This window comes from Staphylococcus agnetis (assembly GCF_002901865.1).
In the GTDB taxonomy this organism is placed as follows: Bacteria; Bacillota; Bacilli; order Staphylococcales; family Staphylococcaceae; genus Staphylococcus; species Staphylococcus agnetis.
Genome location: NZ_PPQF01000009.1, coordinates 32,467 through 59,257 on the forward strand (window position 1 = coordinate 32,467; position 26,791 = coordinate 59,257).

A 26,791-nucleotide genomic window follows, 5' to 3' on the forward strand; every position below is an offset into this window, starting at 1 on the left:
TAAAACTAGCAATTGTATTAAAATTGATACATCACTTTAACAAATCAAATGCGTTTAATAGTTCAATATCTTAAAATCAAGGATTACTCATCATAAGATATTAAACGCATCACATCATAATCTTTTATTTTTTCAATTCCATTTAGATATGCTAACTCTATAATAAAAGCAATGCCAGCAACAATACCGCCTTGTTGTTCAACCAATTTAATGGCAGCTTCAATTGTACCACCTGTTGCTAATAGATCATCGGTAATCAACACACGTTGACCTGGTTTAATCGCATCCGCATGCATCGTTAAAACGTTACTGCCATATTCTAAATCATATTCGTAACGAATCACTTCTCGTGGTAATTTGCCTTCTTTACGAACAGGCGCAAACCCAATACCCATAGCATACGCGACAGGACATCCGATAATAAAGCCACGTGCTTCTGGACCTACTACGATATCAACATTTTTTTCTTTAGCATACTTTACAATTTGATCCGTAGCATACCCATATGCCTCACCATTATCCATAATTGTAGTAATGTCTTTAAAATTAACACCTTTTTTTGGCCAATCTTGCACCTCTGAGACATATTGCTTTAAATCCATGCTTTTCCTCCTCATTCTTCCTTTTGCATCGCATTTTCCATCCATTGTTGTAAAGCTGGAAAATCGGAATATAATAACTGCTTTTCTACTTCTATTCGATGTAACCGTCCTTGATAAATACGACTAGAAGTAATGTCTTGTTTGGTAGCAGTAGTATCGATTTTTATTATACCATTATTTTGTGTGATAAATTGTAAATCGAGGAACACTTTTAATATAAATTTTAACAATTGTGGTTCAATTTGTAAGAAACGACTCATGTTTAAGCCCTCTTTTGTAAGGTCAATCTCTTTTTGTTGGTATAATAGCTTATAACATTTTTTAAAGGTATCAATTTTCGGTATACCTTCGAAATATATCGATTTTTGGTGTGTAAATTGAACATAAACTTGTGATGCCGAAATATGTTGCAAGCTCTCTTTGAAATCATCTATTGTGAGAGGTAGCTCTAAGAAAACACATTTCTCATAATCACTAGGTATAGGTTCTCCATAATAATATTCATGTTGATGTCGTTTGTCGCTGCTCGGATGAATCAAATAGCATGTATTAGAAGTTGTCTCAAATTGTGGCAACTTTTTGTTTTTACTACGATAATCAAACATTTGGCGTTCATTACTATGGATATCGGTAACAATTAGTTGCGGCGTTCGGTTACCGTTCCACTCGTTTATTTGCAATTCACCAATCGCATTAATGTGTTGATTAGGCATTATTTCGTGGATACGAGAACCTTCATTCCAAAAAAGCCCTTGAAGTTTTTGTTCTACAAATGAAATTTTTAAATGATTTTGTTGTTGACCAATCGCCCTAGCCTGTTGAATTGTTAAATGATTTAATTGAAATAACGGGCGTTCGAATTGCATACCAAATGGACGCAAACGTTCTAAAGACGCAATATTTTCTACAGTGACAGTATCAAGCGCAACTGCCGAATCGATATATTTTTCAGGTTGAAGTGCATCTTCTTTATATTGATTTTTCATGACTTCGTTAAGCGCCTGTTTTAAACTTTCAACATTTTCAATAGGCAGTGTTAAGCCAGCAGCAGCATGATGTCCTCCAAATTTATCTATTAAATCGGCTTGAGTAGATAACAATTCGAACATTGAAATTTGTGAGATACTACGTGCAGAGCCTTTAGCATGTTGCTTTTCATGATCAATATTCAAAATCATGGTTGGTCGTTGATAGGATTCGACGATTCGAGATGCTACAATTCCTAAAATTCCTTCATGCCAATCCTCTTGATATAAAACTAAAAAACGTTGTCCTTCTGCAACTTGTGCTTGAGCCATAATCATAGCTTCTTCAGTTACAGCTTGCACAATTGTCTTACGTTCTTGATTAAAATGTTCTACTTGTTCTGCTAAAAATTGGGCTTCATCTTCATCGTTTGTCATCAACAATTCAGCGGCTAAACTCGCATCGTCTAAACGTCCAACCGCATTCAATCTAGGCCCAATTGTAAACCCAATTGTTTCTTCATTAACTGCATCATCATAATTCGCTTCATTTAATAATGCTTTGAGCGCAACTGGCATATCATGATTGATCAATTTTAAGCCTTTACGGACGATACTTCTATTTTCATCGCGCATCGGAACTAAATCTGCAATCGTTCCTATCATGGCATAAACCCAAAAGTAGTCAGGAATGTCATCTAGTAAATGTTGCGCGAGTTTTAATGCTACACCAGCACCACATAAGTATTGAAACGGATAATCATAATCAGGGTGCATCGGGTGTATGATGGCATAGGCATTTGGCAAAGTGTCACCCATTTCATGATGATCGGTTACAATGACATCTACACCTAATTGCTGAACCATATCGATTTCATGGTGTCCTTGAATGCCATTATCAACAGTAATGATTAATTTAACACCTTCGTCATAGGCATTTTTAAAAGCTACCTCACTGGGCCCATAACCTTCAGAAAAACGATTAGGTATATACCAACCGACAACGGCGCCTAATTTTTTTAAAGTTTGTACTAAAATGGTTGTTGACGTCACGCCATCAGCATCATAGTCACCATAAACTAAAATCGGTTCCTCTGCATTGATAGCTTGTTGGATACGATTTGTCGCACGTTGTATATCACTTAAACGTGCTGTATCATGAGTAACCGTTTTTGTATTTAACATTTGGTCAATATCTTCGTAACTTGTTATTCCTTTACTTTCTAAAATACTTTGCATTAACGGCGTAATATTAAAAGCTTTAATTGTATCTTCAGTGATAACGTTATCCGTTTTTTTAGTAACCCATTTATATTTAGATTGAATCATTACTAACGCCTCATTTCACTCAAACATTATATCAAAAATATGTATGAGAAACATTAAAGGGATGAATCATTTGAGGATTCATCCCTTTAAAATTATACTAATACTTTTTCATCATTACTACGTTTGCGTTTATAAACTGTTAATTTATGATGTTCAGATTTGCGTAATTCACGTTTCTTTAAAATACCCCATAACGGAACGGCAATAAAGATAGATGAAAATACACCGGAAACTAAACCAATCAATAATGCCAGTGAGAAATTGAAGATACTTGATGCACCAAGTAATAATAACGCGACTACTACGATGACTACTGTTAATACAGTATTTACAGAACGAGTTAACGTTTGTCTGATAGAACTATTAACAATATAATCAATTTCTTCTTCTTTCGTGATGACTTTTACTTTTCTTAACATTTCCCGTACTCGGTCAAAAGTAACAATCGTATCATTAATGGAATAACCTATAATCGTCAATACGGCAGCGATAAATGTTATATCGACTTCTAATCGGAATAAGCTAAATACAGCAATAATCATAAACGCATCATGTAAAAGTGAAATGATTGAAGATATACCCATACGCCACTCAAAACGCAGCGTGATATAAATAATCATGCCAATGGATGCTAATAAGACCGCTAACATTGCATTTTTAGCTAACTCTTGACCAATAACCGGAGATACAGTATTTACAGTTGGATCATGACCAAATTCTTTTTGAATCAATGATTTTACTTTAGAAACTTCTTCTTTAGATAAATCATGTTTATATTGCATAGAGGCTTTTGTATCATTAGTGCCACCAATAGACAATTGATCTGGTTTCAAGCCAATTGATTCCATTTTCTTTTCAACTTGGTGTTGCTTTAAAGCATGGTCACTTTGTGCATCAATACGTGTACCCGCCGTGAAATCAATACCTAAGTTAAGTTTGAAAATAAATAATATGATAACCCCGGCTGCAATGATTAAACCACTAACAGCAAAAAGAGGTTTAGCAAGTTTCATAAAATCAATACGATCGTACGGTGTACTTAATTCTGAAACATCTTTACCTTCGTTAATATCATGAATTTGATTTTTCTTAACACCAAACCACCATAATTTTTTCTTAAACACGTTAGAATAAACGATAAGTGATAATAGTAATCGTGTTAAAAATACAGCTGTTACAAAGCTCATTAGAATGGCCAAGAGTAACATTATAGCAAAACCTTTTACTGAACTTTCACCAAAGAAAAAGAGTACAGTTGCGGCTAATACCGTTGTTAAATTGGCATCTAGTATTGTAATAAATGATGACTTGTTGGCTTTTTTATAGGCTTGTTTTAAGTTACGCCCTATTCTGAGCTCATCTTTAATACGTTCATACATAATAATGTTAGCATCAACTGCCATCCCAACCCCAAGTACTAATGCAGCAAGACCAGGTAGCGTAAGTACACCTGAAATGAAATTGAATGCCAATAATGTCAAGTAAACGTATGTTGTTAACGTAATTACCGCAATAATACCAGGCAAGCGGTAGAATAATGTCATAAAAATAAAGATGAGACTAATACCTATAATAGATGCGAAAATTGTTTTTTGGAGCGCGTCCTGACCAAATTGTGCACCTACAGATGTTGAGTAGATTTCATCTAATTTAACTGGTAAGGAACCAGAATTTAATAAGTCTGCGATTTGTTTCGCCTCAGTGATACCTTTTTCACCTTTAAAACCACCTGAAATTTCAACGTTAGGTGAATTAATAGGTTGGTCTACAGAAGCAGCAGAAACGTATTTGGGTTTTTCTTTCGTTTTCTCTTTATGATAGCTATCTCCTTTTTGATAATCTAACCATACGACCATTACATTTTCTTGCTTTTTAGAGATTTCTTCTGTAACTTTTTTAAATTTGTCACTATCTTTTAATTTAAATGTGACGGCAGGTTGATTTGTGTTTTGTTTAAATTCCTGTTTAGCAGAACCTTGAACTAAATCTTTACCTGTCAATTTGATTTTATCATCGGCATCTCTAATCGTTAAATTAGCTTGTGATGATAAAATTTTTCGTGCTTGATCTTGGTCTTTCACGCCCGCTAATTGGACACGAATTCGGTTTTGATCTTCGACTTGAATTTTTGGCTCAGAGACCCCTAAAACATTGACACGACGTTCTAATGTTTTAGCAGTGGACTGGACGGCAGTTTTATCGATTTTGTCACCGTCAGAGAGTGGTTTTACTTGATATAAAACTTCAAATCCACCTTGTAAATCAAGTCCTAAATTAACATCTTTGACTACATTTTTATACGTTGCAGCCATGCCGCCAAAGAGCAATACGACTAACAGTAAAAAAGTAATCAATTTACTGACTTTTTTCACATAAACACCTCTTTTTAGCTTATGAAACTAGCATACTTTAGTTATAGTTTAGCACGCAAGTTATTTTAATATATTAAAGTTATCTTAAACTTGCTTCCATTAAATAATTTTATGAATTTTTAAACGTTTATTGTAAAGTACCACACTACTTTTTAACGTTCACGTGTTCAACCAATTTATAACTGTACGCCTTTAATGTCATTTTTTCAAGTTATTTACAATTCACACAGAATTATCATAAAAAAACGGGATTGAAATCATACATGACGTCTTTGATTTCTCATCCCGATTCAATCCTTATTTTCAAATTATGAAGGATCTACTTGTTTAATTGCTTGTTTTTCAAATGTCATTTCAGTGCCTTTTCCATTAACAACAACAACAGCAGTTGTTTCATCTACAGCACGCACTGTCCCTTTAATACCACCAATTGTCGTTACACGTTGACCTGATTGTAATTGGGAAACCATTTCACGATGTTCTTTCGCACGCTTTTGTTGCGGACGAATCATAAAGAACCACATAACTACAAAAAGTAGGATTAATGGTAATAAACTAAGTAATGAAGACATAAAATAAACTCCTATCTAGAAATTTTTCGGATTTTCAACATTAAGACCATATTGTTCGAAAAATTCTTCTTTAAAATCTAAAAGACGGTCTTCTCGAATTGCTTGTCTAATGTTCTCCATTAATTTTAGCAGAAAATGAAGGTTATGATAAGTGGTAAGACGAATACCAAATGTTTCATCTGCTTTAATTAAATGTCTTAAATAAGCACGTGTGTAATTTTTACATGTGTAGCAATCACAATTTTCATCTAAAGGGCTAAAATCATCTTTGAACTTCGCATTTTTGACAACCAATCGACCATGTGATGTCATACATGTGCCGTTTCTAGCGATACGTGTAGGTAAAACACAGTCAAACATGTCCATGCCACGAATACTACATTCAATCAGTGCATCTGGTGAACCAACACCCATTAAATATCTTGGTTTGTTTTTAGGCATGAATTGAACAGTATGTTCTACCATGTCATACATTACAGGTTTTGGTTCTCCAACTGATAAACCACCAATTGCATAACCAGGAAAATCTAATTTGACAAGATCTTCTGCACTTTGTTGGCGTAAATCTTTATACTCCCCACCCTGAATGATGCCAAACAATGCTTGATCTTCAGGACGTTGGTGTGCATCTTTACAGCGTTTCGCCCAACGCGTGGTGCGTTCTATAGAATCTTTAACGTACTGATATTCAGCTGGCATAGGTGGACATTCATCAAATGCCATAATAATATCTGAACCTAAATCATTTTGGATTTTAATAGAATCTTCAGGTGACAAAAATAATTTTGAGCCGTTGGCATGGTGTCTAAACTCAACGCCTTCTTCACTAATTTTACGTAAATCACTTAAACTAAATACTTGGAATCCACCCGAGTCTGTTAAAATCGGACCATCCCAATTCATGAATTTATGAAGACCCCCAGCTTTTTTTACAATATCATTTCCAGGTTGTAACCAAAGATGATACGTATTACTAAGGATAATTTTCGCTTCCATCGCTTTTAAATCTTCTGGGCTCATCGTTTTTACCGTTGCTTTAGTCCCTACTGGCATAAACATCGGTGTTTCAAATGAACCATGTGGTGTATGAACAATTCCTAGACGGGCACCAGATTGTTTACACGTCTTGATATGTTCGTAAGTAACTGCTGGCATAGTCAAAACCTCTCTATATAATAATCATTGCATCTCCAAAACTAAAAAATCGATATTTTGCATTGACCGCATGTGTATATGCGTTTAAAACATATTGTGTTGAACTAAAAGCAGACACAAGCATCACTAATGTTGATTTTGGTAAATGAAAATTTGTAATTAAGCCATCAATGGCTTTAAATTCAAAACCAGGATAGATAAAAATATTTGTCCATCCACTTGCTTGCGTAAATTCACCATGATCTCTTACTACCGTCTCTAATGTTCGTGTTGAAGTTGTACCTACGGCAATAATGCGGTGACCTTTTGCTTTTGTTTCATTCAGTAATTGAGCTGTCTCTTTACTCACTGTGTAATATTCGCTATGCATTTCATGTGCATTGACATCCGTAACACTAACAGGTCGAAACGTTCCTAAACCTACATGAAGTGTCACAAATGCAATTTGAACACCTTTATCTTGTACTTTTTTCAACAAATCATCGGTAAAGTGTAAGCCCGCTGTAGGTGCTGCTGCAGATCCAGTTGCTTTTGCATAAACCGTTTGATAACGGTCACGGTCATCAAGCCGTTCTTTAATGTATGGTGGCAGTGGCATCTCACCTAGTTCATCAAGACGCTCTTGTAAAATTCCTTCATAATGCAATCGCATTACCCTGCCACCTTGATCTAACTCTTTCATACACGTCGCTACAATTTTACCATCACCAAAAGAGATAGATTGGCCAACCTTTATTCTTTTAGCAGGTTTTAAAAGCACTTCCCAATCATCGCCTTCAATATTGGTAAGCATTAACATTTCTACTTTGGCGTTTGTTTCTTTCTTTAACCCAAACAACCGTGCAGGCATGACTTTAGTATCGTTTAATACGAGTGTATCTCCAGGTTTGAAAAATCGAATAACCTCTTTAAACTGTAAGTCCTGAATATCACCTGTCTCGCGGTTCATATATAAAAGTTTGCTCGTGTCGCGCTCTTTAAGTGGTGTTTGAGCAATTAAGTTTTCAGGTAAGTGATAGTTAAAATCTTCTATATTCAAATTAGTCCCTCATTTAAACAGAATAATTAAAATGTGCGTAAGCTTTAGGTGTTGCTTTTCGACCTCTTGGTGTGCGTTCAATAAACCCTTGTTGAATTAAGAAAGGTTCATACACATCCTCTATAGTGATACGTTCTTCTCCTATAGATACGGCGATGGTGTCTAATCCGACTGGACCACCACGATATTGTTCAATTATACATGCCATCATCTTATGGTCGATATAATCTAGACCCTCTTCATCAACTTGAAGTAAGTCTAATGCATATTTTGTAGTTTCAATATAAATTTGATCGTCTTCATTAACTTGTTGAAAATCTCGAATACGTTTTAACAAACGATTGGCAATTCTTGGGGTACCTCGACTGCGCTTGGCTATTTCAAGGGCGCTTTCAGAATCGATCATTGTCCCTAACACTTCTGCAGTACGGGTAATGATTTGTTGTAGTTCTTCGGTTCTATAATATTCTAACCTTAAATGAACCCCAAATCGATCGCGTAAAGGACTTGTTAAACTACCAGCTCTCGTAGTTGCACCTACTAACGTGAATGGAGGCAGATCAATACGTATACTTCTCGCTTCTTCACCTTTTCCGACAACAATATCTAGAAAAAAATCTTCCATTGCTGGGTAAAGGACCTCTTCCACTACACTACTTAATCTATGAATTTCATCAATAAACAATACGTCACCAGGTTGTAAACCAGTTAAAATAGCAGCCAAGTCACCAGGGCGTTCTATAGATGGGCCTGAAACTGTGCGTAAATTCACATTCATTTCATTTGCTATAATATGTGATAATGTCGTTTTCCCAAGGCCAGGAGGACCGAATAACAATACGTGATCTAATGGTTCTTTTCTAAGCTGAGCTGCCTTAATAAAAACTTCCAAATTAGATTTTATAGATGATTGACCGATATACTGACGTAAACGATCAGGACGTAATGATAGTTCAAAATCATGATCTTCTACCGTTTCGTGACCATCAACCATACGTTTTTTATCCATTGAACTCCTCCTTAGTTATGAAATGAGTTGTTGCAAACCAAATTTAACTGCTTCATCTACAGTATCAAATGACTCTTTAGCCATTTTCTTTTCAATCCTATTGAGTTCTCGTTTAGAATATCCTAATGCTTCTAATGCAAGAATTGCTTCGTCTTTAAACACGGATGTGTTGGTATCAGATTGTATCATGAGCGTAGCATCTTGCTCTTCAGTCACAACTACTTTCCCTTTTAAATCTAAAACAATTTGACGTGCTGTCTTTTTACCGATTCCAGGAAATTGTGTTAAATACGCATCATTTTCACTCTCGATTGCTAATTTCACTTGGTTAGGTGTACTTGCTGCCAGTATGGCTAATGCAGATTTCGGTCCAATGCCAGTCACTTTAATTAAACTTAGAAACATATCTTTTTCTTCATTATCTATGAAACCATAAAGCAATTGCGCATCTTCACGAACGATTAAAGCTGTGTAGATGATACATGTTTGATTAAGTTGACTTTGGAAACGATAAGAATTAGGCGTTTGAATTTCATATGCGACACCAGAAGACGTTTCTACCACCACATGTGTCGGATATAAATGTTTCAGTGTTCCTTTAATATATGCGTACATTTTCATATCTCCTTACATATTCATTCCGATAATATCTACGTTATGTACATTATCTAATTGACGCAAAGTATTAATGATATCGTATACATTTAAATCGGTCTTACTGGCATTTAAAGATAACGTGATTGACGCTTTTTTATCTATAGGGACACTTTGGTGAATGGTTAAAACCGATAAATGAAGTTGAGAAATTTTATCCAAAATCGTCGCAAGTGTGCCTACTTTATCTGTCACAAATAAAATAATCGTAAATTCTTTAGAAGCATTGTTGACCTCATCTAAAGGAAAAATGGTATCTCTATATTTATAAAAAGCACTTCTTGAACAGTCGTGAAGTTTTACTGCCTCTTGCACGGTTAATGATGGATTGTCTTTTAAGCTCTCTTTTACGCGAAGTACTTTTGAAACCACGTAAGGCAAAACATCTTCCCGTATAAGAAAATACTGATATTTCATTTTAACCCGCTCCTATTATTCTACAAATTCAAATTCTCCACCTAGAATACGAACGATATCACCATTTTCAGCACCGCGTTCACGTAACGCATCATCAATACCCATTGAGCGCATTTGTCGAGCGAATCGTCGAATAGCTGGATCGCTATTGAAGTCCGTCATCTTGAAGAGTCGTTCTATTGCATTACCGCTGACAACATAAGCACCATCATCATCACGAGAGATTGTAAACTTATCTACAGACGGCGTATGTTTATAAACAACACGGTGAATGCCAGGCGTTTCCTCCTCAGCATTGAAATCAATATCTTTAACAGATTCTAGAGTGTTGGCAATTGAATATAACAGTTGATCAATATTTTCTCGCGTATATGCCGAAATTGGTATGATTGTAACATCTTCCTCGAGCTGTTCTTTAAACAATTCAAGTTGTGCTTCGGCTTCAGGCATATCCATTTTGTTTGCAACGATAATTTGAGGACGTTTCTGTAATTTTTCTTCATAAGCGCACATTTCTCTATTTATAGTTACATAATCCTCGTAAGGATCGCGCCCTTCCATGCCGCTCATATCAATAACATGAACAATAACTTTTGTGCGTTCAACGTGGCGTAAAAATTGATGACCAAGCCCAACACCTTCTGATGCACCTTCAATAAGACCAGGTAAATCAGCCATAACGAAACTACGTTGATCTGGTGTAGTTACTACACCTAAATTGGGTTGAATTGTTGTAAAATGATAGGCTCCTATTTTTGGTTTAGCTTTAGACACAATGGAAAGTAAAGTAGATTTTCCAACACTTGGGAAACCAACAAGTCCAACATCGGCTAACAATTTCAGTTCCAAAGTTACTTCTAGTTCCTCACCAGGTTCTCCATTTTCACTAAAATCCGGTGCAGGGTTTTTAGGCGTCGCAAAACGAGAGTTGCCTCTACCGCCACGCCCCCCTTTAGCTATCGTTGCACGTTGCCCGTGCTCTACTAAGTCAGCTAATGTCTGTTCTGTTTCTACATCTTTTACAATAGTACCTGGAGGCACTTTTAATACAAGATCTTCAGCATTTTTACCATGCATATTACTGCTTTGTCCGTTTTCACCTTTTTTAGCTTTGAAATGGCGCTGAAAGCGAAAATCCATTAAAGTTCTTAAACCTTCATCCACTTCAAAAATGACAGATGCGCCACGACCACCATCGCCGCCAGCTGGACCACCAAAAGGAACATATTTTTCACGGCGATAAGCTGTAATGCCATTACCTCCGTCTCCTGCTTTTAAAAATATTTTAACTTGATCGACAAACATGATTTCACCTCATTTTCATTTTATATGTTAATATCTAGCTTTTGAAGTCAAAACTATAGAAATGGCATAGAATTCAACGTATGTTTAATCAAGCATTTCACTTCATAAATAGCATTAGATAAAAAAGAAACACCAGAAGCAACCTTCTGGTGTGTGTATGTGGACAAATTATTCAGCAACTGCATATACAGATACTTGTTTTTTGTCGCGACCTTTACGTTCAAATTTTACAACGCCGTCGATTTTAGCGAATAATGTGTCATCGCCGCCACGACCTACGTTTTCACCTGGGTAAATTTTTGTTCCACGTTGACGGAATAAAATTGATCCACCAGTAACAAATTGACCATCTGCACGTTTAGCACCTAAACGTTTTGATTCAGAGTCACGTCCGTTTTTTGTAGAACTTACCCCTTTTTTAGATGCGAAAAATTGTAAGTTTAATTTAAGCATGAGTTACACCTCACTTATAATTTAATTTAATGTAGTCTTTATATTCTTCTTCGATTGTTTGTAAAGATATTAACATAGATTGTAAGATTAACTGTGCTTTTTCATTAGATGTATCTACGCTACGGAAATGAAAATAGCCTCCGTCATCACTATAATCTATATCAGGTCTTTCAGAAGTTAATCCTATAATAGCATTGACGCTACCGAAAAGTACAGCTGATGCGCCTGCACACACAATATCTTGTCCATGTTCAGCAAAATCTGCATGTCCTTCCATTATCACATCTGTGACCTGTCCGTCATCATTTAACTTAATATCAACGTTAATCATAATTAAAGGCTAATTTTGTCGATTGTTAACTTCGTATATGGTTGACGGTGACCTTTTTTACGTTTAGAGTCTTTACGACGACGGTAAGTAAATACAGTGATTTTTTTACCACGACCGTGTTTGTTAATTTTCGCAGATACTGTTGCACCTTCGATTGTTGGCGCGCCAACAGTGATGCTATCTCCACCTACGAATAAGACTTTATCAAAAGTAAAAGTATCGCCTTCATTACCGTTTAATTTTTCAACGTAAATTTCTTGACCTTCTTCTACTTTGATTTGTTTTCCACCTGTTTCAATAATAGCAAACATACTTTGCACCTCCTATAATTAAGTCACGCCATATATAGGTGACATCATGTACTTAAAACCTATATTTGAGCGGTTGTATGTAGCTAAAACTACTCAACTACTGCATCATACCATCACTTGATTTTGATGTCAATAGTTCTTTTGCGATTTTGACGGTAATCTAACAAGGTATAAATGAAGATGAGTAAAATGGCATTTAGCAGCAACGTTAAAGGTGCTCTAAAAAGTAAATAATCTAAAATATTAAAGTCAATCAAGCCTACCAAGTGATATAAGAACGCTACAAAAATATCAAGTACAATAACACTGACTAAAATCACTAAGAATACTACTGCATGGTCTCGATAAAAAAGTGAAAAAAACTTTTCAACAAACAAAATCAGCATTAAATACGCTATTAAATAAACGCCATATATTTCACCAAAGTATAGGTCGGTCATTAACCCTAGGAACATACCTAAAATCAATGCACTATACACATTTCTGTAAAAGGTCATTAATAATAGAATGATTAAAGTGAGACGCGGCACCATAATAAACTGGATGCCAAAAATCTTTATCGGCGACATCATCGTAAGAACCGTATCTAAATAAAAACATATGATCGCAACTATGAGGTAAACTGATGCACGTTTCATGATGCATCCTCCTCAGAACGATCTACTGTTTTAGGATCACGTTTTGCAACATAAACTGTGCCGATTTGATTAATATTTGCACCTGTTTTCACTACCACTTGTTTAGACAATCCATACTGATCATTTTGAACTTTTTCAACTTCTCCTACAAAAATGCCCCGTGGTAATTGATCACCTAAACCACTTGTAATCACTTTATCTCCTTTAGACAACTTATGACTGTTATCAATATCTGAAATAATGAGTCGGTCCGATTTTTCATCATAATGATCAATTAAACCAAAAGCTTCTTTGTCTTTATTTAATATATGTACGGAAAGTCGATTTGTACGCCCTTTTGTAGATATTAAATTGACTTGTGCTGAGAATTGATTAACTTTTGTCACGCGCCCAATCAAACCATTGGGTGTTAATACTGCCATGTTTTCTGTAATACCTGACTTTGCGCCTTTATCAATGATTAATGTATTCATCCATTGATCAGGATGCCGTGCGATAACGTTGACAGCCATAGGATCATATTTAGAAATATCACTGATTTTTAAATCATCACGTAACTGCTTGTTTTCAGCTTGAAGTCGTTGGTTATCAGATTTAAGTTGGTTTTCTGATTGCGATGGTTGTGCTTCGTTATGAAAAATGGCTTTTGTAGTCGCAGAAATGACTTGCATAGGATATGAAAAGACGCGTTGACCAAACGAAATAGAATCACCTGCATATTGCTCAGGAATGGATTGTGAGTGTGAACGTATTGACAATCCAATTAAAGCTATAAAAATAATGAGCGCACAAAACAACACGATTAATTTATTATTTTTAAAAAAATGAGACAACCTCAACACCTCAATATGTAATTGTAAATAACACTCATTATTTTATATCACTATGACAATGAAATAAAGCCACAAGAGATAATTATTCTAAAATAACTGGAATACTAATTGAAAGAAGATTGGATATACAAAATTGTTTTGTCCCAACCCTTAAGACTTTAAAACGACAATTAATATTAAAAAGCCACCATAGTTCATATAAAGATGAATTATGGTGACAAATAATATCAATTATAGAGACTGACTGTCTTTTTTAGACTTATCGTTTTGTGGCGCATCTTCTTTGTATAAAGTTTCGTCCTTTCGCCATTGAGCAAATAACTTTTGCGCTTTTAATTGTTCATTGCTTTGTTGCGCATTATTTTCTGTAGACATATGACTCACCCTTTTTACAATTTTATTCAAGCCTAACGTATTTGAGATAAATTTTCAAATATCAGCGTCATTATTGATATGCTGTTATAGGATGCATTTCAATTTGATGTCCAAGTTGATTTAAGTCTGAATATAAATCATGCTCGGTCGTATAGACTCGTACATGGCGGCTTCCAAATTGATATATTATATATTGCGTGTCTCTCTCAGCAATTAAATATTTATCATCATAACCCATTCTAGAAAATGCATTAACTTGCATAAATTCATATTTATCAATCCAATTAAAGAAATTACGCGCCTGACTTGAAGGAACATTTCTTAAAATTTCATTATCCTCAACGACATATTTTTTCCCTTCAGTTGGAATGATAAAACCGTCTTCATCTACATTTTGTTGTACTGTCGTTTGTAACGGATTCCATTTCGCTTGATTGATTTGAGGCACGTCTTTAATGACAAAAAATGCAATTAATCCAATACATATGATAACGATAAACATTTTTATTAGACTTAAAATCAATTTCATTGATATGCCTCCTTTATCAATCAATTATAGATCATTTACTCACATCCAACCTCATTCTATAGACTTAATTTAACCACGAGCGCAAGTCGGATGCAATTTTTATTTAAAATGCGTATATTAGAGTAAAGGAGTGACGATTATTGAGCATACTTTCAATATTCTTAATTATATTACTTGTCGTATTACTATTTAGAGTAAGTGTTACGATAATAAGATTTTTAATCAAAGCCGGAATATTTGTTTTAATCATTTACTTGTGTTATAAATTATTCATGTTGCTTGCTGAAAATTTTCAACTTTAATGTAAAACGTTATACGTAAAATTACGTATAGCGTTTATTTTTTGTTTTCATCAATAATGACACATTCATAACATTGGTGTCCAATCACTATATGATCGAGTAGTTGAATCCCCATCGTGTCTCCACATGCTGCTAAACGTATGGTCGTTTCGATATCTGCAGAAGATGGTGTTGGGTCACCAGATGGATGATTATGTGCCACAATGATCGCATGCGCTGAATATTTAAGCGCGATTTTAAAAACTTCCCTTGGATGAATGATAGCACTATTCAAAGTGCCTTTAAATAATGTTTCTTGATGAATGATTTGATGTTTAGTATTTAAAATGAACACGATAAAATGTTCTTGCTTTTCAAATTGAAGTTGAGGATATAACATGGCTGCGATTTGATCAGGATGTTTAATCATTTGTGAGTTGTTTTTATCAACTTTAAAATTTAAACGTCGCGCTAATTCAAAAGCTGCCAACAATGTCGTGCTTTTACTTGTCCCGAGACCTTCAAAAGTTACTAATTCTTGCAATGAAATATTTTGTAAAGCGCTCAACGTCTTACTTTGGGACAATAAAGTGGTTGCAATATCTAAACTCGATCGCCCTTTGCTACCAGTGTTAATTAATATGGCTAACAATTCTGTATTAGATAGCGCTTGAGCACCTGAATGAATTAAACGCTCTTTGGGCATTTCTTCAGGAGATAAATCTTTGATGCGGGTCATATGACACCTCCTAACCATACATTCAACAGTGGATAACAATAAGCAACAATAAAAAATGATAGTGTGATAAAAGGAACAAGGGGGATATAATGCTTATCAGATAAAAATGGAGCGTAAAATGGATAACATAAATATGCTAAAGGAAAAGTAAACCATATTGTGTAAAGGACGAATGGGACAGGTAAGATCGTAAATAGAATCATCAAAAGTTTAATGTCACCAAATCCTATGAAGTGGTGAAATACAATTCCTATGACTAGAAGTATGCTTATACATAAACATGTAAGAAGAGAAAAATGAAACTGGCCTGGTCTCATGATTGCTACCATCACTAGTAATAATAGCAAAAGACGATGTGGGACAATATAAGACTGAACATCAATGAAACTCATCGTCAGTAAAATGAAGCTCAAAAGATAAAAATACATTGTTTCGATTTGAAATGCATGTGTAAAAATTAAAAAACTTGTGAACGCGCCTAAGCATTCACCGACCCATAAAAAACGTGGTATTTGGTAATGACAGTAAAAACATCTCCCTTTGAGTAAAATGAAACTCATTATTGGAATGAGCATCCACCACCTTAAAGTTTTAAAACAATGGTTACATTTTGACCGTGAAAATAATTGTTTCCAATGATGTAAACGATATCGCGAAACACATAATAGAAAACTCATTAAACAACTTCCAAAATAGCATTGTAAAATCATGATGACCTCCCTCACATAAAGTATACATGACGGCAGGCAATAAATATAAATTTCGATCACTCTTATTTTCCCACGTTTAATTGACTATATAATTAAAAACGCGCCTAAAGTACTTGAAAAATTGTAATAATCTTTCAAAGTTTAAGCACGTTTTTAATAAACTGTATTAATTAGTATCCCATCTTAGCTTTGACTTCACTTATGAAGTACAAACTTCCAGTTATTAATAACGCTTCACCTTGATAATTTTTAATGAAGTCGACATAGTCATCGATTAAAGTTTTGTCTTTAAACTCTACTTCATCATAAAGTGTTTGTTTCGGTAAAGCTTTAGGAAATTCAAAGCCAGTAACATAAAAATGGTTTGCAATCGTATTAAAAGCAGTTAACATCGAAGAAATAGGTTTACCTTTAATAGCAGAAAACAAAATATCGACTTTATCAAGACCATAATAACGACCAATCGTATCGACAAGCGCATCTACACTTTCTTTGTTATGCGCACCATCAATAATAATTAAAGGGCTGTCATTTACTTTTTCGATTCGCCCTTTCCACTGTACACTTTCTATACCTTGAATCATCTTATTAAAATCAATATCAATGATTTGTCGTTCAAATAGATCAATCAATGCTGTAATAGCTAAAGCAGCGTTTTCTTTTTGATGTTCTCCTAGCATTTTTAAGGCAATATTTTCCATTTCATAGTCTTTATATCTATACGTAAATTCATCTGCTTCTGACACTACTAAAATATCTCGGTCATACTCCATTGCTGGGGCATTTAAATCGATCGCGAGTTGTCTCAAATATTTTAAAGCTTCTTCATTTTTAACTGCGTATATAACCGGTGTATGTGGCTTAATAATAGCACCTTTGTCTTTTGCTATATCTAAATAAGAATGGCCCAGAATATCCGTATGATCTAGTCCTATGCTTGTTAAGACGCTTAAGATAGGTTGAATAACATTCGTCGAGTCATTTTTAACACCTAACCCTGCTTCAACGATGACGAAATCAACGGGATGTATCTCACCAAAGTAGAGATACATCATGGTTGTTATGATTTCAAATTCCGTTGCAACACCTAAATCCGTCTCTTGTTCCATTGCTTCACTTACAGGTTTTACGCGTGCTACTAGCGCTACAATTGCATCATTTGATATTGGTTCACCATTCAAACTGATACGCTCATTGAATGTTTCAATATAAGGAGATGTGAATGTGCCGACTTCATAACCATTATTAACAAGCGCTGTACGTAAATACGCAACAGTTGAACCTTTGCCGTTTGTACCCCCAACATGAATTGCTTTAATATTACGTTCAGGGTGATTTAAGCGACTTAACATCCATTCCATGCGTTTCACACCAGGTTTTATGCCGAATTTTGTACGTTCGTGTATCCAATATAAACTATCTAGATAATTCATACCCTATACTCCTAAGCTTTTAGTTGTTCGATTCTTGATTGAACACCGTCAAATTTTTCTTGATATTGCGCTTTTTTTGCACGTTCTTCATTAATGACTTTTTCAGGTGCTTTATTAACAAAATTCTCATTTGATAATTTTTTATTCACACGGTCTAACTCTTTTTGCCATTTATCAAGCTCTTTTTCAAGTCTCGCGATTTCTTTATCCATATCAATTAAACCTTCTAATGGAAGAATAACTTCACCTGCACTCACTACAGAAGTCATTGCTTTTTCAGGAATAGACACTTCAGTACTTATTTCTAATTCACTCGGATTACAGAAACGCTCTAAGTAATGTTGATTTGCAATTAACAATGCTTTTGTTGCGTCATTTTTAGCCTGAATTTTAATAGGAATTGCTTTAGATAAAGGTGTATTCACCTCTAGTCGTGATTGACGAACGGACTTAATAATTTCAACAAGCTGTTGCATGATTTGTTTACTTTCTGAGAACATCAATGCATTATTTACAGTTGGCCATTCGCTTGTGACAATAGATTCGCCTTCATGTGGTAAGTTTTGCCAAATATGCTCTGTTACAAATGGCATAAAAGGATGAAGTAAGCGCATCATACGGTCAAGTGTATAACTTAAAACGGATCGCGTTACATTTTTTTGATTCTCATCATCACCATTCATTGGTATTTTACTCATTTCAATATACCAATCACAGAATTCATCCCAAATAAAGTTATAAAGTACTCTACCTACTTCACCGAATTCATATTTATCACTTAAGTGCGTCACTGTTTCAATAGTTTCATTCAAGCGTGTTAAAATCCATTGATCTGCGACTGATAAATCTTGAGTTAAGTCAATATCTTCATATTTGAACGTTTCGCCGATATTCATTAAGCTAAAACGCGCAGCATTCCAAATTTTATTGATGAAATTCCATACGGATTCAACTTTTTCTGTAGAATAGCGTAAATCATGCCCTGGTGATGAACCTGTAGCTAAGAAGAATCTTAAACTATCCGCACCATACTGATCAATGACATCCATAGGATCTACACCATTTCCTAAAGATTTACTCATTTTTCTACCATCTTCAGCACGAACCAAACCATGTAATAACACATCATTGAATGGTTTTTGACCTGTAAATTCTAAACCTTGGAATATCATACGTGCGACCCAGAAGAAAATAATATCATATCCTGTTACAAGTACATTGGTTGGATAATAACGTTTAAAATCTTGCGCCTCTTCATCTGGCCAACCAAGCGTTGAAAATGGCCATAATGCACTTGAGAACCACGTATCAAGGACATCTTCATCTTGTGTCCAATTGTGGGCATCTTTAGGTGCATGTTCACCAACATAAATTTCACCGGTTTCATTATGATACCAAGCCGGAATTTGATGCCCCCACCATAATTGACGAGAAATTGTCCAATCTCTAATCTCTTCCATCCATCGATTAAAAGTTTTCTCAAAACGAGCTGGCACAAATTCAATACGGCCATCACCTTTTTGATTATCTAATGCTTGTTGAGCTAAAGGTGCCATTTTAACAAACCATTGTGTAGATAAATAAGGTTCCACCACTGCACCTGTACGTTCAGAATGACCGACAGAATGCACATGATCTTCAATTTTAATTACAAGGCCTTCAGCTTCTAAGTCCGCAACGAGTTTTTTACGACATTCAAAGCGATCTAGTCCTGCATATTCACCTGCTAAATCATTCATATGACCCGATTCATCCATTACCACGATGCGTTCAAGTTCATGACGATTTCCGATTTCAAAGTCATTTGGGTCATGTGCAGGTGTCACTTTCATCGCACCACTACCGAAATCTTTATCTACATAGCTATCTGCAATAATAGGTAATTCGCGACCTACGCGTGGTAAGATAACTTTTTTACCAATCACATCCTGATAGCGTGAATCATCTGGATTTACAACAATTGCTGTATCACCTAACATCGTTTCTGGACGCGTTGTAGCGATTTCAATATATCCTTCTCCATCAGCAAAAGGATATTTAAAATGATAAAATTTACCGTTGACATCTTCATGTACCACTTCGATATCTGATAATGCGGTACGTGCTTCTGGATCCCAGTTAATAATGCGTTCTCCGCGATAAATTAATCCTTTGTTGTACATATCAACAAAAACTTTTCGTACCGCTTTACTCAAACCTTCATCTAATGTAAAACGTTCACGGGAATAATCAAGACCCAAACCAAGTTTTGCCCATTGTTGACGGATAAAGTCTGCATATTCTTCTTTCCAATCCCAAGCTTTTTCAAGGAATTTTTCGCGTCCGATATCATGACGTGAAATACCTTCTTCTTTCATTTTTGCCTCAACTTTAGCCTGAGTCGCAATACCTGCATGATCCATACCTGGTAGATACAATGTGTCATAACCTTGCATACGCTTCATGCGCGTTAAAATATCTTGCAAAGTTGTATCCCAAGCATGTCCTAAATGCAACTTACCTGTAACATTTGGGGGTGGGATGACAATTGTATATGTTGGTTTCGTTTGATCTCCTGTAGGTTTAAAAAGTGATTGGTCTAACCACTCTTGATAACGACCCGCTTCAACTTCTTGCGGATGATATTTAGGTTGCATTTCCATAGTTTTAATCCCTCCGTAAAATAAAAAAGAACATCTGTCCTGATATAGGACGGATGTTCCGTGGTACCACCTATTTTCAATAGTATACACTATTGCACTCTAATGATTAACGCTCATGAGACGCTTTAACTTACTCCGATGGTTCAGTTAAAGTACACGTGGGCTACCTTCAATAAGACTTTTATGCATTCACAGCACCATGCACTCTCTTAAAAAAGTGACTTACCTACTCTTCCCAAATTTAATATTTAATTCATTATTATAGTATACTGAATCCATAATGAAGTCAATAATTGGAGTGATATTTATGAATGCATGTGCTTTTGGTACGAAAGACCCTATTTATCTCGCTTATCACAATGATGTATGGGGAAAGCCAATGTATGATAGTCTCGCATTATTTGAACTTTTAGCATTAGAATCTCAACACGCTGGATTATCTTGGTTGACTATTTTAAAGAAAAAAGACGATTATCGAAAAGCGTTTCATGATTTTGACCCATATAAAATAGCGCAAATGACACAAAATGATATCGATATGCTAATGACATTTCCTAATATCATTCATAATAGAAAAAAACTTGAAGCTATTGTTTCACAAGCAAAAGGTTATATTAAAATTGAACAAGAACATGGCAGTTTCAGTGACTTCCTATGGTCTTATGTCAATCACACGCCAATTGATTTCAAATATCAAACAGCTGATGAACGTATAACAGTCAATGATACAGCCAAAAAACTTTCTAAAGATTTAAAGCATTATGGATTTAAGTTTATCGGACCAGTGACCATTTTTTCTTTTATGGAAGCGTGTGGTATGTATAATAGTCATCTTATAGATTGTCCTTATAGACCTTAAAAAAAGCAGTATAGTGCATCGTTTTATCAAATGCATTATACTGCTCATTTATAATTTAATTATCCGCATTCCGCTTCATACGATAACCTAAATAGTAATGAATGATTGGAGCGATGATAAAGAGGATAAAAAATATCCTAAAGATATGATAGCTAGAAATCATCGCAACATCTCCCCCGGTTTCAAGTGCAATTAAAACAATTTGACTCATCCCACCAGGCGCTGCACTCAAAAAGAGTTCATTGATAGATGCAGTATTAAAAGTTTTAATTGCAAAAACCATTATAAACGCACCTAAAATCAAACAAATATTTTGATACGCTACCGCAACAGCAACGCGACCTTTCATACGATCAATAAGATGTGAAATTTGAATACCAATACGAATCATATACATCATTTGTGCTATCGCAATAATAGGATAATCTACAGTAAAAGCACGACCTGTAGCAATATTCCACACAATTAAAACCACTATAGGGGCTAACAACATTTTGGTTGGGAACTTGATCCATTTCATTAAAAAATAAACCAACGCTATACTCATAACGAGAATGAACACATCCAGAATGTTGAGAACTTGAGTAAGTGGGAGATTGTGTTCAGCTGTCGTTGATTGATCATGTTTAAAAAAGAATGAAATCAGTGGTACCAGTATGACGACAAATATAATCCGTGACGTTTGGGTTAAACTCACGACAAGAATATCCGCTTTTTTATTTTCATCAGCCATTACAAGCATTTGACTGAGTGCACCGGGTATCACACTGAGTAATGCCGTTTCAGTATTCACTTTAGCAATACGCTTAAACCCTATTGACACGATAAGCGCTAATACCAATAAAAGGATTGTAACTAGAATAATAGAAAACCAATCGTATTTAATATCATTTATCACTTTAGACGTAAATGCACTTCCTATTTGTACACCTAACATAATTAAACCTAACTCACTTAAAAGCCATGGCCATTTTACATTTAGTTTTAAAACACGCACAGCAATCACACTGGCTATGATAGGTCCAAACATCCATGGCAGCATAATATTGAGAAAGTACAAAATAAAGCTACACGCTAATGCAAGTGCAAATAATATTAAATTATGCTTTAGATACGTGCTTTTCATCTCAAACACCGCCAATAAAAAATTATAGGTTTTCCATTTTCAAGTGATATAAAATAAAACGATGTTGATTGTAGCAATTGTCACATATGTACATCAATTCATTCTTGCATCATTTACTTGTATACCTCACATCTTTTCAATGGAAAACCAATCCTATTATTGCCACGGCAACCTACTCATAAAACAAACTTATGACAATTTTAATATTTTTAACATTACTTAATAATTCTACTTAAAGCTGTATCAAAAGCTGCTATTGTTTTTTGAACATCTTCATGTGTGTGTGATGTAGAAAGAAACATACCTTCAAATTGTGACGGAGGTAAAAAGACATCCTCTTGCGCTAACTCACGATACATCATGCTGAATAATTTTAAATCACTTTGATTCGCTTGTTTAAAATTCGTCACAGGTCCTTCGTTTAAAAAGAAACCTATCATCGAACCGGCACGATTAATCACAATCGGTACGTTATATTTAGCAAAGGTTGTTTTAAGTCCTTCTTCTAATGCGTCCCCTAATTCATTGAAATATACGTAACTTTCAGGAGTCAATTGACTTAACGTCATATAGCCACTTGTCATGGCAAGCGGATTTCCTGATAGCGTTCCCGCTTGGTAGATATCACCACTCGGTGCGATATGATCCATAATTTCTTTTTTACCACCAAACGCCCCCACTGGAAGGCCACCACCAATTACTTTTCCTAGACAAGTTAAATCTGGTGTGACATTAAAGTAACCTTGTGCACAATGGTAACCTACTCTAAATCCAGTCATAACTTCATCAAAAATCAACAATGCATCATGTTCATGTGTAATGGTTCTTAAACCTTGTAAAAACCCTTCTACTGGGGGAACTACACCCATATTACCTGCAACTGGTTCGACAATCACTGCCGCGATATCATCGGCAAATTGCTCGAATGCATATTTTACCGCTTCTATATCATTATAAGGGACCGTAATTGTATTCTTAGCCGTGCCCTCTGGTACACCTGGTGAATCCGGTAAACCAAGTGTCGCAACACCGGAACCCGCTTTAATTAATAGAGAGTCACTATGCCCATGATAATTTCCTTCAAATTTAATAATTTTATTTTTCCCAGTATAACCACGCGCGAGTCTTAATGTATCAAGCGTCGCTTCTGTACCAGAAGAAACCATTCTTACTTTCTCGATTGAAGGGACACGATCGATAACAAGTTGCGCTAATTTATTTTCTTCAAGGGTAGATGCACCAAAACTTGTGCCACGATCCACAACCTTATGAATCGCATCTATCACTTTAGGATCCCGGTGACCTAAAATTAAAGGTCCCCAACTCAATACGTAATCAATATATTCATTGCCATCAATGTCATATATTTTACTTCCTTCACCACGTTCCATAAATAAAGGAGGTGTGTCTACCGCTTTAAATGCACGAACGGGACTATTAACGCCACCAGGCATTAATTTTTCAGCAATTTCAAAAGCTTGAGTTGATTTTTCATAACGCATATCGTTCATAACCTCCTATTGTCTCTCGATATAGTGACATAAGTCTTTCGCAAAGTACGTAATAATTAAATCTGCCCCTGCACGTTTCATAGAAATCATTTGTTCCATGACCACTTTTTCTTCATCAATCCAACCATTTATCGCTGCAGCTTTTGTCATACTATATTCACCACTCACATTGTATGCAACAACTGGGATGTTCGTGTTATTTCGTACATCTCTAATAATGTCTAAATAGCTGAGTGCAGGTTTAACAATCATCATATCTGCACCTTCTTTCAGGTCACTCTCTAATTCACGAAGTGCCTCAAGGCGATTAGCAGGATCCATTTGATATGTTTTTCTGTCACCAAAAGATGGCGTAGATTCAGCGGCATCTCGGAATGGTCCAAAGAAACTAGACGCATATTTAATCCCATAACTCATGATTGGAATATGTTGATAACCTGCTTCATCTAAACCTTGACGAATTTCTGCAACAAACCCATCCATCATGTTACTTGGTGCGATAATGTCAGCGCCTGCTTTAACTTGAGAAACCGCTGTTTTAACAAGTAAAGGTAAAGTTTTATCGTTATCAACATCGTGTGTATGATCGTCAATCAAACCACAATGTCCATGATCTGTATATTCACATAAACATGTATCTGCTATAACTAAAATATCGTCATAAAGTTTTTTTGCAATGCGCGTCGCTTTTTGAATCACACCATCATCTATAAACGCCCCAGTACCACATGCATCCTTTTCATTAGGAATACCAAAAAAGATAAATGAACGAATGCCTAAATCATAAGCTTCTTTGATTTCTTCATGTAATAAATTTAAACTGATTTGATATACATTAGGAAGAGATGTAATCTCCTTTTTAACATCATCCTTTTCAACAACAAAAATCGGATAAATTAAATCTTCTTTACGTAAATGTGTCTCTCGCACAATTGATCTCATTGTTGGTGAAACGCGTAATCTTCTATGTCTATCAAACTTCATATATTTGACCCCTCTTCAATAATTTTATTAATGAGACTTTCCAATGTCTGCTTGTGTGCAACTTTACACGTATAGCCATATTGATGAATCGTCTTTGCCGTTTGTAATCCAATTGCATAGTATAAATTCGGACGTTGTGGCGGAGATATACTAAAAAAAGCATGCGCTGCCGATGAACTTGCAATTGTTATCGCATCAACCTCACTGTTTGCAATGACTTCCATTGCTTGTTGAATAGACTGTTGTTCAATATGTACGTCATATAAATCGACTTTAATTGCTATGATGCCTTGTGAATTAAGTGTCTCCATTAACTTCGGACGTGCCTTGACACTTGAAGGTATCAGGACACGCTCCTTTTGATGTAATGGATGCATTTCTATGAAACCTTCTTGAGAATAATCTTTTGGATAAAAAGCGACATCTAGTCCAATACTATCACAATACTGCTTTGTTTTCTCACCGATAACTGCCACATTTTCATATGACACATCTTGTAAATATGGACGGAAAAATTTTACGGCATTTTTAGATGTAAAAATAAGCCAATCATAATGAGACGCTAACACACGGGTATCAAATGCTAACGCAACAGGTTTTAAAAATGGTAAATGTTTTATATTTACGCGTGCGTCTTCAAATGTATGTGTTTGTGTCATCAATACGTTTGGCTTCATACTATACACCTCAATGTGATTCGCTTAAAGCTTGGATAATTGTTTCAGCACCTTGTGCCTTGAGTTGTTCACTCACTTTTAATCCTAATGCGACTGGATCTTTACCTTCCGCTTCATATTCAAAACGTTGCTTTCCATCTGTTGACATAATGAGTCCCTTAAATAGAATGGAATCATTAGATGTGATACGCGCATGTCCAGCAATAGGTACTTGACAACTACCGTCCATTTCTTTTAAAAAGGTACGTTCTGCCGTAACACATGCCGCAACATCCGGGTTATGTACTTTTTTAAGTAATGCAAGTAAAGCGTCATCATCTGCACGACATTCAATACCGAGCGCACCTTGACCTATAGCTGGTAAGACAAGACGGTCATCAAGATAAGCCGTAACGCCATCATCAGACCAACCCATTCTTTTTAATCCAGCTGCTGCTAGAATGATGGCATCATAGTCTTCTTCTTTAAGTTTGCGTAATCGTGTATCGATGTTTCCCCGTATCCATTTGATTTTTAAATGCGGGTATTGCGCAAGAATTTGGGCACCTCTACGTAAAGAACTCGTACCTATAATACTGCCACTTGCTAAATCTTCTAATGGCGTATGATTTTTTGCGATATATGCATCTAAAGGAATTTCCCTATCTGGAATACATCCTATGACCAAGCCTTCTGGAAGTACACTCGGCACATCTTTCAAAGAATGAATAGCAAAATCAATATTCTTATTAAATAATTCGTTCTGTATTTCTTTTACAAACAATCCCTTACCGCCCACTTTAGACAGTTGGCGATCAACGATCTGATCCCCTTTCGTCACAATTTCTTTGATTTCGATATCTAAAGTTGGATCAATCGCTTTCAGTTTTTCGATGAATTGTTTACTTTGTGTCAAAGCTAATTGACTGCGTCTTGAACCTACTACCAATTTACGCATAAT

General features: G+C 35.4%; 27 protein-coding genes and 2 other annotated features. Of the genes, 1 reads left to right on the top strand and 26 read right to left on the bottom strand.

The features are described 5' to 3' along the window. Positions 1-83: 83 nt before the first annotated feature. The 21 genes from CD172_RS01700 to CD172_RS01795 all read right to left on the bottom strand — a co-directional run bounded on the left by CD172_RS01700 (position 84) and on the right by CD172_RS01795 (position 20,694). Positions 84-602, bottom strand: coding sequence for an adenine phosphoribosyltransferase (locus CD172_RS01700; RefSeq protein WP_037565470.1), 519 nt, complete (start codon positions 600-602; stop codon positions 84-86). An 11-nt stretch (positions 603-613) separates the two neighbouring features. Then, a complete protein-coding gene (gene recJ, locus CD172_RS01705; RefSeq protein ID WP_103345279.1) occupies positions 614-2,896 on the bottom strand; it encodes a single-stranded-DNA-specific exonuclease RecJ in 2,283 nt (760 codons plus the stop codon). Between the two features lie 92 nt (positions 2,897-2,988). Further along, positions 2,989-5,268 carry a protein translocase subunit SecDF gene (gene secDF, locus CD172_RS01710; protein WP_103345280.1) on the bottom strand — a complete coding sequence of 760 codons (2,280 nt, stop codon included), beginning with the start codon at positions 5,266-5,268 and terminating at the stop codon, positions 2,989-2,991. Positions 5,269-5,576: 308 nt separating this feature from the next. Next, entirely contained in the window at positions 5,577-5,840 is a 264-nt protein-coding gene (gene yajC, locus CD172_RS01715; RefSeq protein ID WP_039645397.1) for a preprotein translocase subunit YajC, read from the bottom strand. A gap of 15 nt (positions 5,841-5,855) precedes the next feature. Continuing rightward, positions 5,856-6,995: a tRNA guanosine(34) transglycosylase Tgt gene (gene tgt / locus CD172_RS01720; protein WP_103345281.1), complete on the bottom strand. Its 1,140-nt coding sequence runs from the start codon at positions 6,993-6,995 to the stop codon at positions 5,856-5,858. A gap of 13 nt (positions 6,996-7,008) precedes the next feature. Next, positions 7,009-8,034 carry a tRNA preQ1(34) S-adenosylmethionine ribosyltransferase-isomerase QueA gene (gene queA, locus CD172_RS01725; protein ID WP_103345282.1) on the bottom strand — a complete coding sequence of 342 codons (1,026 nt, stop codon included), beginning with the start codon at positions 8,032-8,034 and terminating at the stop codon, positions 7,009-7,011. Between the two features lie 13 nt (positions 8,035-8,047). Then, complete coding sequence (gene ruvB, locus CD172_RS01730; protein WP_103345283.1) at positions 8,048-9,043, bottom strand: Holliday junction branch migration DNA helicase RuvB; 996 nt, start codon at positions 9,041-9,043, stop codon at positions 8,048-8,050. Between the two features lie 15 nt (positions 9,044-9,058). Next, positions 9,059-9,658, bottom strand: coding sequence for a Holliday junction branch migration protein RuvA (ruvA, locus tag CD172_RS01735; RefSeq protein ID WP_103345284.1), 600 nt, complete (start codon positions 9,656-9,658; stop codon positions 9,059-9,061). A gap of 12 nt (positions 9,659-9,670) precedes the next feature. Next, positions 9,671-10,114, bottom strand: coding sequence for an ACT domain-containing protein (locus CD172_RS01740; RefSeq protein WP_037565478.1), 444 nt, complete (start codon positions 10,112-10,114; stop codon positions 9,671-9,673). A gap of 15 nt (positions 10,115-10,129) precedes the next feature. Then, a complete protein-coding gene (gene obgE, locus CD172_RS01745; RefSeq protein WP_103345285.1) occupies positions 10,130-11,419 on the bottom strand; it encodes a GTPase ObgE in 1,290 nt (429 codons plus the stop codon). Positions 11,420-11,587: 168 nt separating this feature from the next. Next, complete coding sequence (gene rpmA / locus CD172_RS01750; RefSeq protein WP_014613716.1) at positions 11,588-11,872, bottom strand: 50S ribosomal protein L27; 285 nt, start codon at positions 11,870-11,872, stop codon at positions 11,588-11,590. Between the two features lie 10 nt (positions 11,873-11,882). After that, a complete protein-coding gene (locus CD172_RS01755; RefSeq protein WP_037565480.1) occupies positions 11,883-12,203 on the bottom strand; it encodes a ribosomal-processing cysteine protease Prp in 321 nt (106 codons plus the stop codon). Positions 12,204-12,205: 2 nt separating this feature from the next. Continuing rightward, complete coding sequence (gene rplU, locus CD172_RS01760) at positions 12,206-12,514, bottom strand: 50S ribosomal protein L21 (RefSeq protein ID WP_037565481.1); 309 nt, start codon at positions 12,512-12,514, stop codon at positions 12,206-12,208. Between the two features lie 11 nt (positions 12,515-12,525). Next, positions 12,526-12,599: a sequence feature (ribosomal protein L21 leader region), on the bottom strand. A gap of 28 nt (positions 12,600-12,627) precedes the next feature. Then, the gene (gene mreD, locus CD172_RS01765) at positions 12,628-13,152 is read right to left on the bottom strand and encodes a rod shape-determining protein MreD (protein WP_103345286.1); all 525 of its coding nucleotides are present in this window, start codon (positions 13,150-13,152) and stop codon (positions 12,628-12,630) included. After that, positions 13,149-13,985: a rod shape-determining protein MreC gene (gene mreC / locus CD172_RS01770; RefSeq protein WP_060551201.1), complete on the bottom strand. Its 837-nt coding sequence runs from the start codon at positions 13,983-13,985 to the stop codon at positions 13,149-13,151. Before mreC ends, mreD begins: the two co-directional genes overlap by 4 nt. Before the next feature lie 231 nt (positions 13,986-14,216). Further along, positions 14,217-14,360: a hypothetical protein gene (locus tag CD172_RS12665; RefSeq protein ID WP_165805190.1), complete on the bottom strand. Its 144-nt coding sequence runs from the start codon at positions 14,358-14,360 to the stop codon at positions 14,217-14,219. 70 nt (positions 14,361-14,430) lie between these two features. Beyond that, positions 14,431-14,889, bottom strand: a complete 459-nt coding sequence (locus tag CD172_RS01775) for a DUF4930 family protein (protein WP_103345287.1) — start codon at positions 14,887-14,889, stop codon at positions 14,431-14,433. A gap of 336 nt (positions 14,890-15,225) precedes the next feature. After that, complete coding sequence (radC, locus tag CD172_RS01780) at positions 15,226-15,909, bottom strand: RadC family protein (RefSeq protein ID WP_060551203.1); 684 nt, start codon at positions 15,907-15,909, stop codon at positions 15,226-15,228. Next, positions 15,906-16,619: a prepilin peptidase gene (locus tag CD172_RS13110; protein WP_082624728.1), complete on the bottom strand. Its 714-nt coding sequence runs from the start codon at positions 16,617-16,619 to the stop codon at positions 15,906-15,908. Before CD172_RS13110 ends, radC begins: the two co-directional genes overlap by 4 nt. A 170-nt stretch (positions 16,620-16,789) precedes the next feature. Continuing rightward, the gene (locus CD172_RS01790) at positions 16,790-18,052 is read right to left on the bottom strand and encodes a bifunctional folylpolyglutamate synthase/dihydrofolate synthase (protein ID WP_103345288.1); all 1,263 of its coding nucleotides are present in this window, start codon (positions 18,050-18,052) and stop codon (positions 16,790-16,792) included. An 11-nt stretch (positions 18,053-18,063) separates the two neighbouring features. Then, complete coding sequence (locus CD172_RS01795; protein ID WP_103345289.1) at positions 18,064-20,694, bottom strand: valine--tRNA ligase; 2,631 nt, start codon at positions 20,692-20,694, stop codon at positions 18,064-18,066. A gap of 42 nt (positions 20,695-20,736) precedes the next feature. Beyond that, positions 20,737-20,946 (bottom strand) — a binding site (T-box leader). A 55-nt stretch (positions 20,947-21,001) separates the two neighbouring features. Here CD172_RS01795 and CD172_RS01800 point away from each other — a divergent pair. Next, positions 21,002-21,553 (top strand): DNA-3-methyladenine glycosylase I, encoded by a 552-nt coding sequence (locus CD172_RS01800; RefSeq protein ID WP_085622502.1) that lies wholly within the window; start codon positions 21,002-21,004, stop codon positions 21,551-21,553. Between the two features lie 55 nt (positions 21,554-21,608). Here CD172_RS01800 and CD172_RS01805 read toward each other — a convergent pair whose 3' ends face one another. The 5 genes from CD172_RS01805 to hemC all read right to left on the bottom strand — a co-directional run bounded on the left by CD172_RS01805 (position 21,609) and on the right by hemC (position 26,788). Beyond that, positions 21,609-22,679 (bottom strand): AbrB family transcriptional regulator, encoded by a 1,071-nt coding sequence (locus tag CD172_RS01805; protein WP_103345290.1) that lies wholly within the window; start codon positions 22,677-22,679, stop codon positions 21,609-21,611. A 215-nt stretch (positions 22,680-22,894) separates the two neighbouring features. Further along, a complete protein-coding gene (gene hemL, locus CD172_RS01810) occupies positions 22,895-24,181 on the bottom strand; it encodes a glutamate-1-semialdehyde 2,1-aminomutase (RefSeq protein WP_103345291.1) in 1,287 nt (428 codons plus the stop codon). Positions 24,182-24,196: 15 nt separating this feature from the next. After that, positions 24,197-25,174: a porphobilinogen synthase gene (gene hemB / locus CD172_RS01815; protein WP_060551210.1), complete on the bottom strand. Its 978-nt coding sequence runs from the start codon at positions 25,172-25,174 to the stop codon at positions 24,197-24,199. Continuing rightward, on the bottom strand, positions 25,171-25,851 hold the full coding sequence (locus CD172_RS01820) for a uroporphyrinogen-III synthase (RefSeq protein WP_103345292.1): 681 nt from the start codon (positions 25,849-25,851) through the stop codon (positions 25,171-25,173). The genes hemB and CD172_RS01820 overlap by 4 nt, the downstream gene beginning before the upstream one ends. A gap of 10 nt (positions 25,852-25,861) precedes the next feature. Further along, positions 25,862-26,788 (bottom strand): hydroxymethylbilane synthase, encoded by a 927-nt coding sequence (gene hemC / locus CD172_RS01825; protein ID WP_103345293.1) that lies wholly within the window; start codon positions 26,786-26,788, stop codon positions 25,862-25,864. Positions 26,789-26,791: the final 3 nt, after the last annotated feature.

What these genes read in the sequence shown, in the direction of transcription:
- CD172_RS01700 (WP_037565470.1), bottom strand. Translation starts at nt 602, where the DNA reads ATGGATTTAAAGCAATATGTCTCAGAGGTGCAAGATTGGCCAAAAAAA.
- recJ (WP_103345279.1), bottom strand. Translation starts at nt 2,896, where the DNA reads ATGATTCAATCTAAATATAAATGGGTTACTAAAAAAACGGATAACGTT.
- yajC (WP_039645397.1), bottom strand. Translation starts at nt 5,840, where the DNA reads ATGTCTTCATTACTTAGTTTATTACCATTAATCCTACTTTTTGTAGTT.
- tgt (WP_103345281.1), bottom strand. Translation starts at nt 6,995, where the DNA reads ATGCCAGCAGTTACTTACGAACATATCAAGACGTGTAAACAATCTGGT.
- ruvB (WP_103345283.1), bottom strand. Translation starts at nt 9,043, where the DNA reads ATGGATAAAAAACGTATGGTTGATGGTCACGAAACGGTAGAAGATCAT.
- ruvA (WP_103345284.1), bottom strand. Translation starts at nt 9,658, where the DNA reads ATGTACGCATATATTAAAGGAACACTGAAACATTTATATCCGACACAT.
- CD172_RS01740 (WP_037565478.1), bottom strand. Translation starts at nt 10,114, where the DNA reads ATGAAATATCAGTATTTTCTTATACGGGAAGATGTTTTGCCTTACGTG.
- obgE (WP_103345285.1), bottom strand. Translation starts at nt 11,419, where the DNA reads ATGTTTGTCGATCAAGTTAAAATATTTTTAAAAGCAGGAGACGGAGGT.
- rpmA (WP_014613716.1), bottom strand. Translation starts at nt 11,872, where the DNA reads ATGCTTAAATTAAACTTACAATTTTTCGCATCTAAAAAAGGGGTAAGT.
- CD172_RS01755 (WP_037565480.1), bottom strand. Translation starts at nt 12,203, where the DNA reads ATGATTAACGTTGATATTAAGTTAAATGATGACGGACAGGTCACAGAT.
- rplU (WP_037565481.1), bottom strand. Translation starts at nt 12,514, where the DNA reads ATGTTTGCTATTATTGAAACAGGTGGAAAACAAATCAAAGTAGAAGAA.
- mreD (WP_103345286.1), bottom strand. Translation starts at nt 13,152, where the DNA reads ATGAAACGTGCATCAGTTTACCTCATAGTTGCGATCATATGTTTTTAT.
- CD172_RS12665 (WP_165805190.1), bottom strand. Translation starts at nt 14,360, where the DNA reads ATGTCTACAGAAAATAATGCGCAACAAAGCAATGAACAATTAAAAGCG.
- CD172_RS01775 (WP_103345287.1), bottom strand. Translation starts at nt 14,889, where the DNA reads ATGAAATTGATTTTAAGTCTAATAAAAATGTTTATCGTTATCATATGT.
- radC (WP_060551203.1), bottom strand. Translation starts at nt 15,909, where the DNA reads ATGACCCGCATCAAAGATTTATCTCCTGAAGAAATGCCCAAAGAGCGT.
- CD172_RS13110 (WP_082624728.1), bottom strand. Translation starts at nt 16,619, where the DNA reads ATGATTTTACAATGCTATTTTGGAAGTTGTTTAATGAGTTTTCTATTA.
- CD172_RS01790 (WP_103345288.1), bottom strand. Translation starts at nt 18,052, where the DNA reads ATGAATTATCTAGATAGTTTATATTGGATACACGAACGTACAAAATTC.
- CD172_RS01795 (WP_103345289.1), bottom strand. Translation starts at nt 20,694, where the DNA reads ATGGAAATGCAACCTAAATATCATCCGCAAGAAGTTGAAGCGGGTCGT.
- CD172_RS01800 (WP_085622502.1), top strand. Translation starts at nt 21,002, where the DNA reads ATGAATGCATGTGCTTTTGGTACGAAAGACCCTATTTATCTCGCTTAT.
- CD172_RS01805 (WP_103345290.1), bottom strand. Translation starts at nt 22,679, where the DNA reads ATGAAAAGCACGTATCTAAAGCATAATTTAATATTATTTGCACTTGCA.
- hemL (WP_103345291.1), bottom strand. Translation starts at nt 24,181, where the DNA reads ATGCGTTATGAAAAATCAACTCAAGCTTTTGAAATTGCTGAAAAATTA.
- hemB (WP_060551210.1), bottom strand. Translation starts at nt 25,174, where the DNA reads ATGAAGTTTGATAGACATAGAAGATTACGCGTTTCACCAACAATGAGA.
- CD172_RS01820 (WP_103345292.1), bottom strand. Translation starts at nt 25,851, where the DNA reads ATGAAGCCAAACGTATTGATGACACAAACACATACATTTGAAGACGCA.
- hemC (WP_103345293.1), bottom strand. Translation starts at nt 26,788, where the DNA reads ATGCGTAAATTGGTAGTAGGTTCAAGACGCAGTCAATTAGCTTTGACA.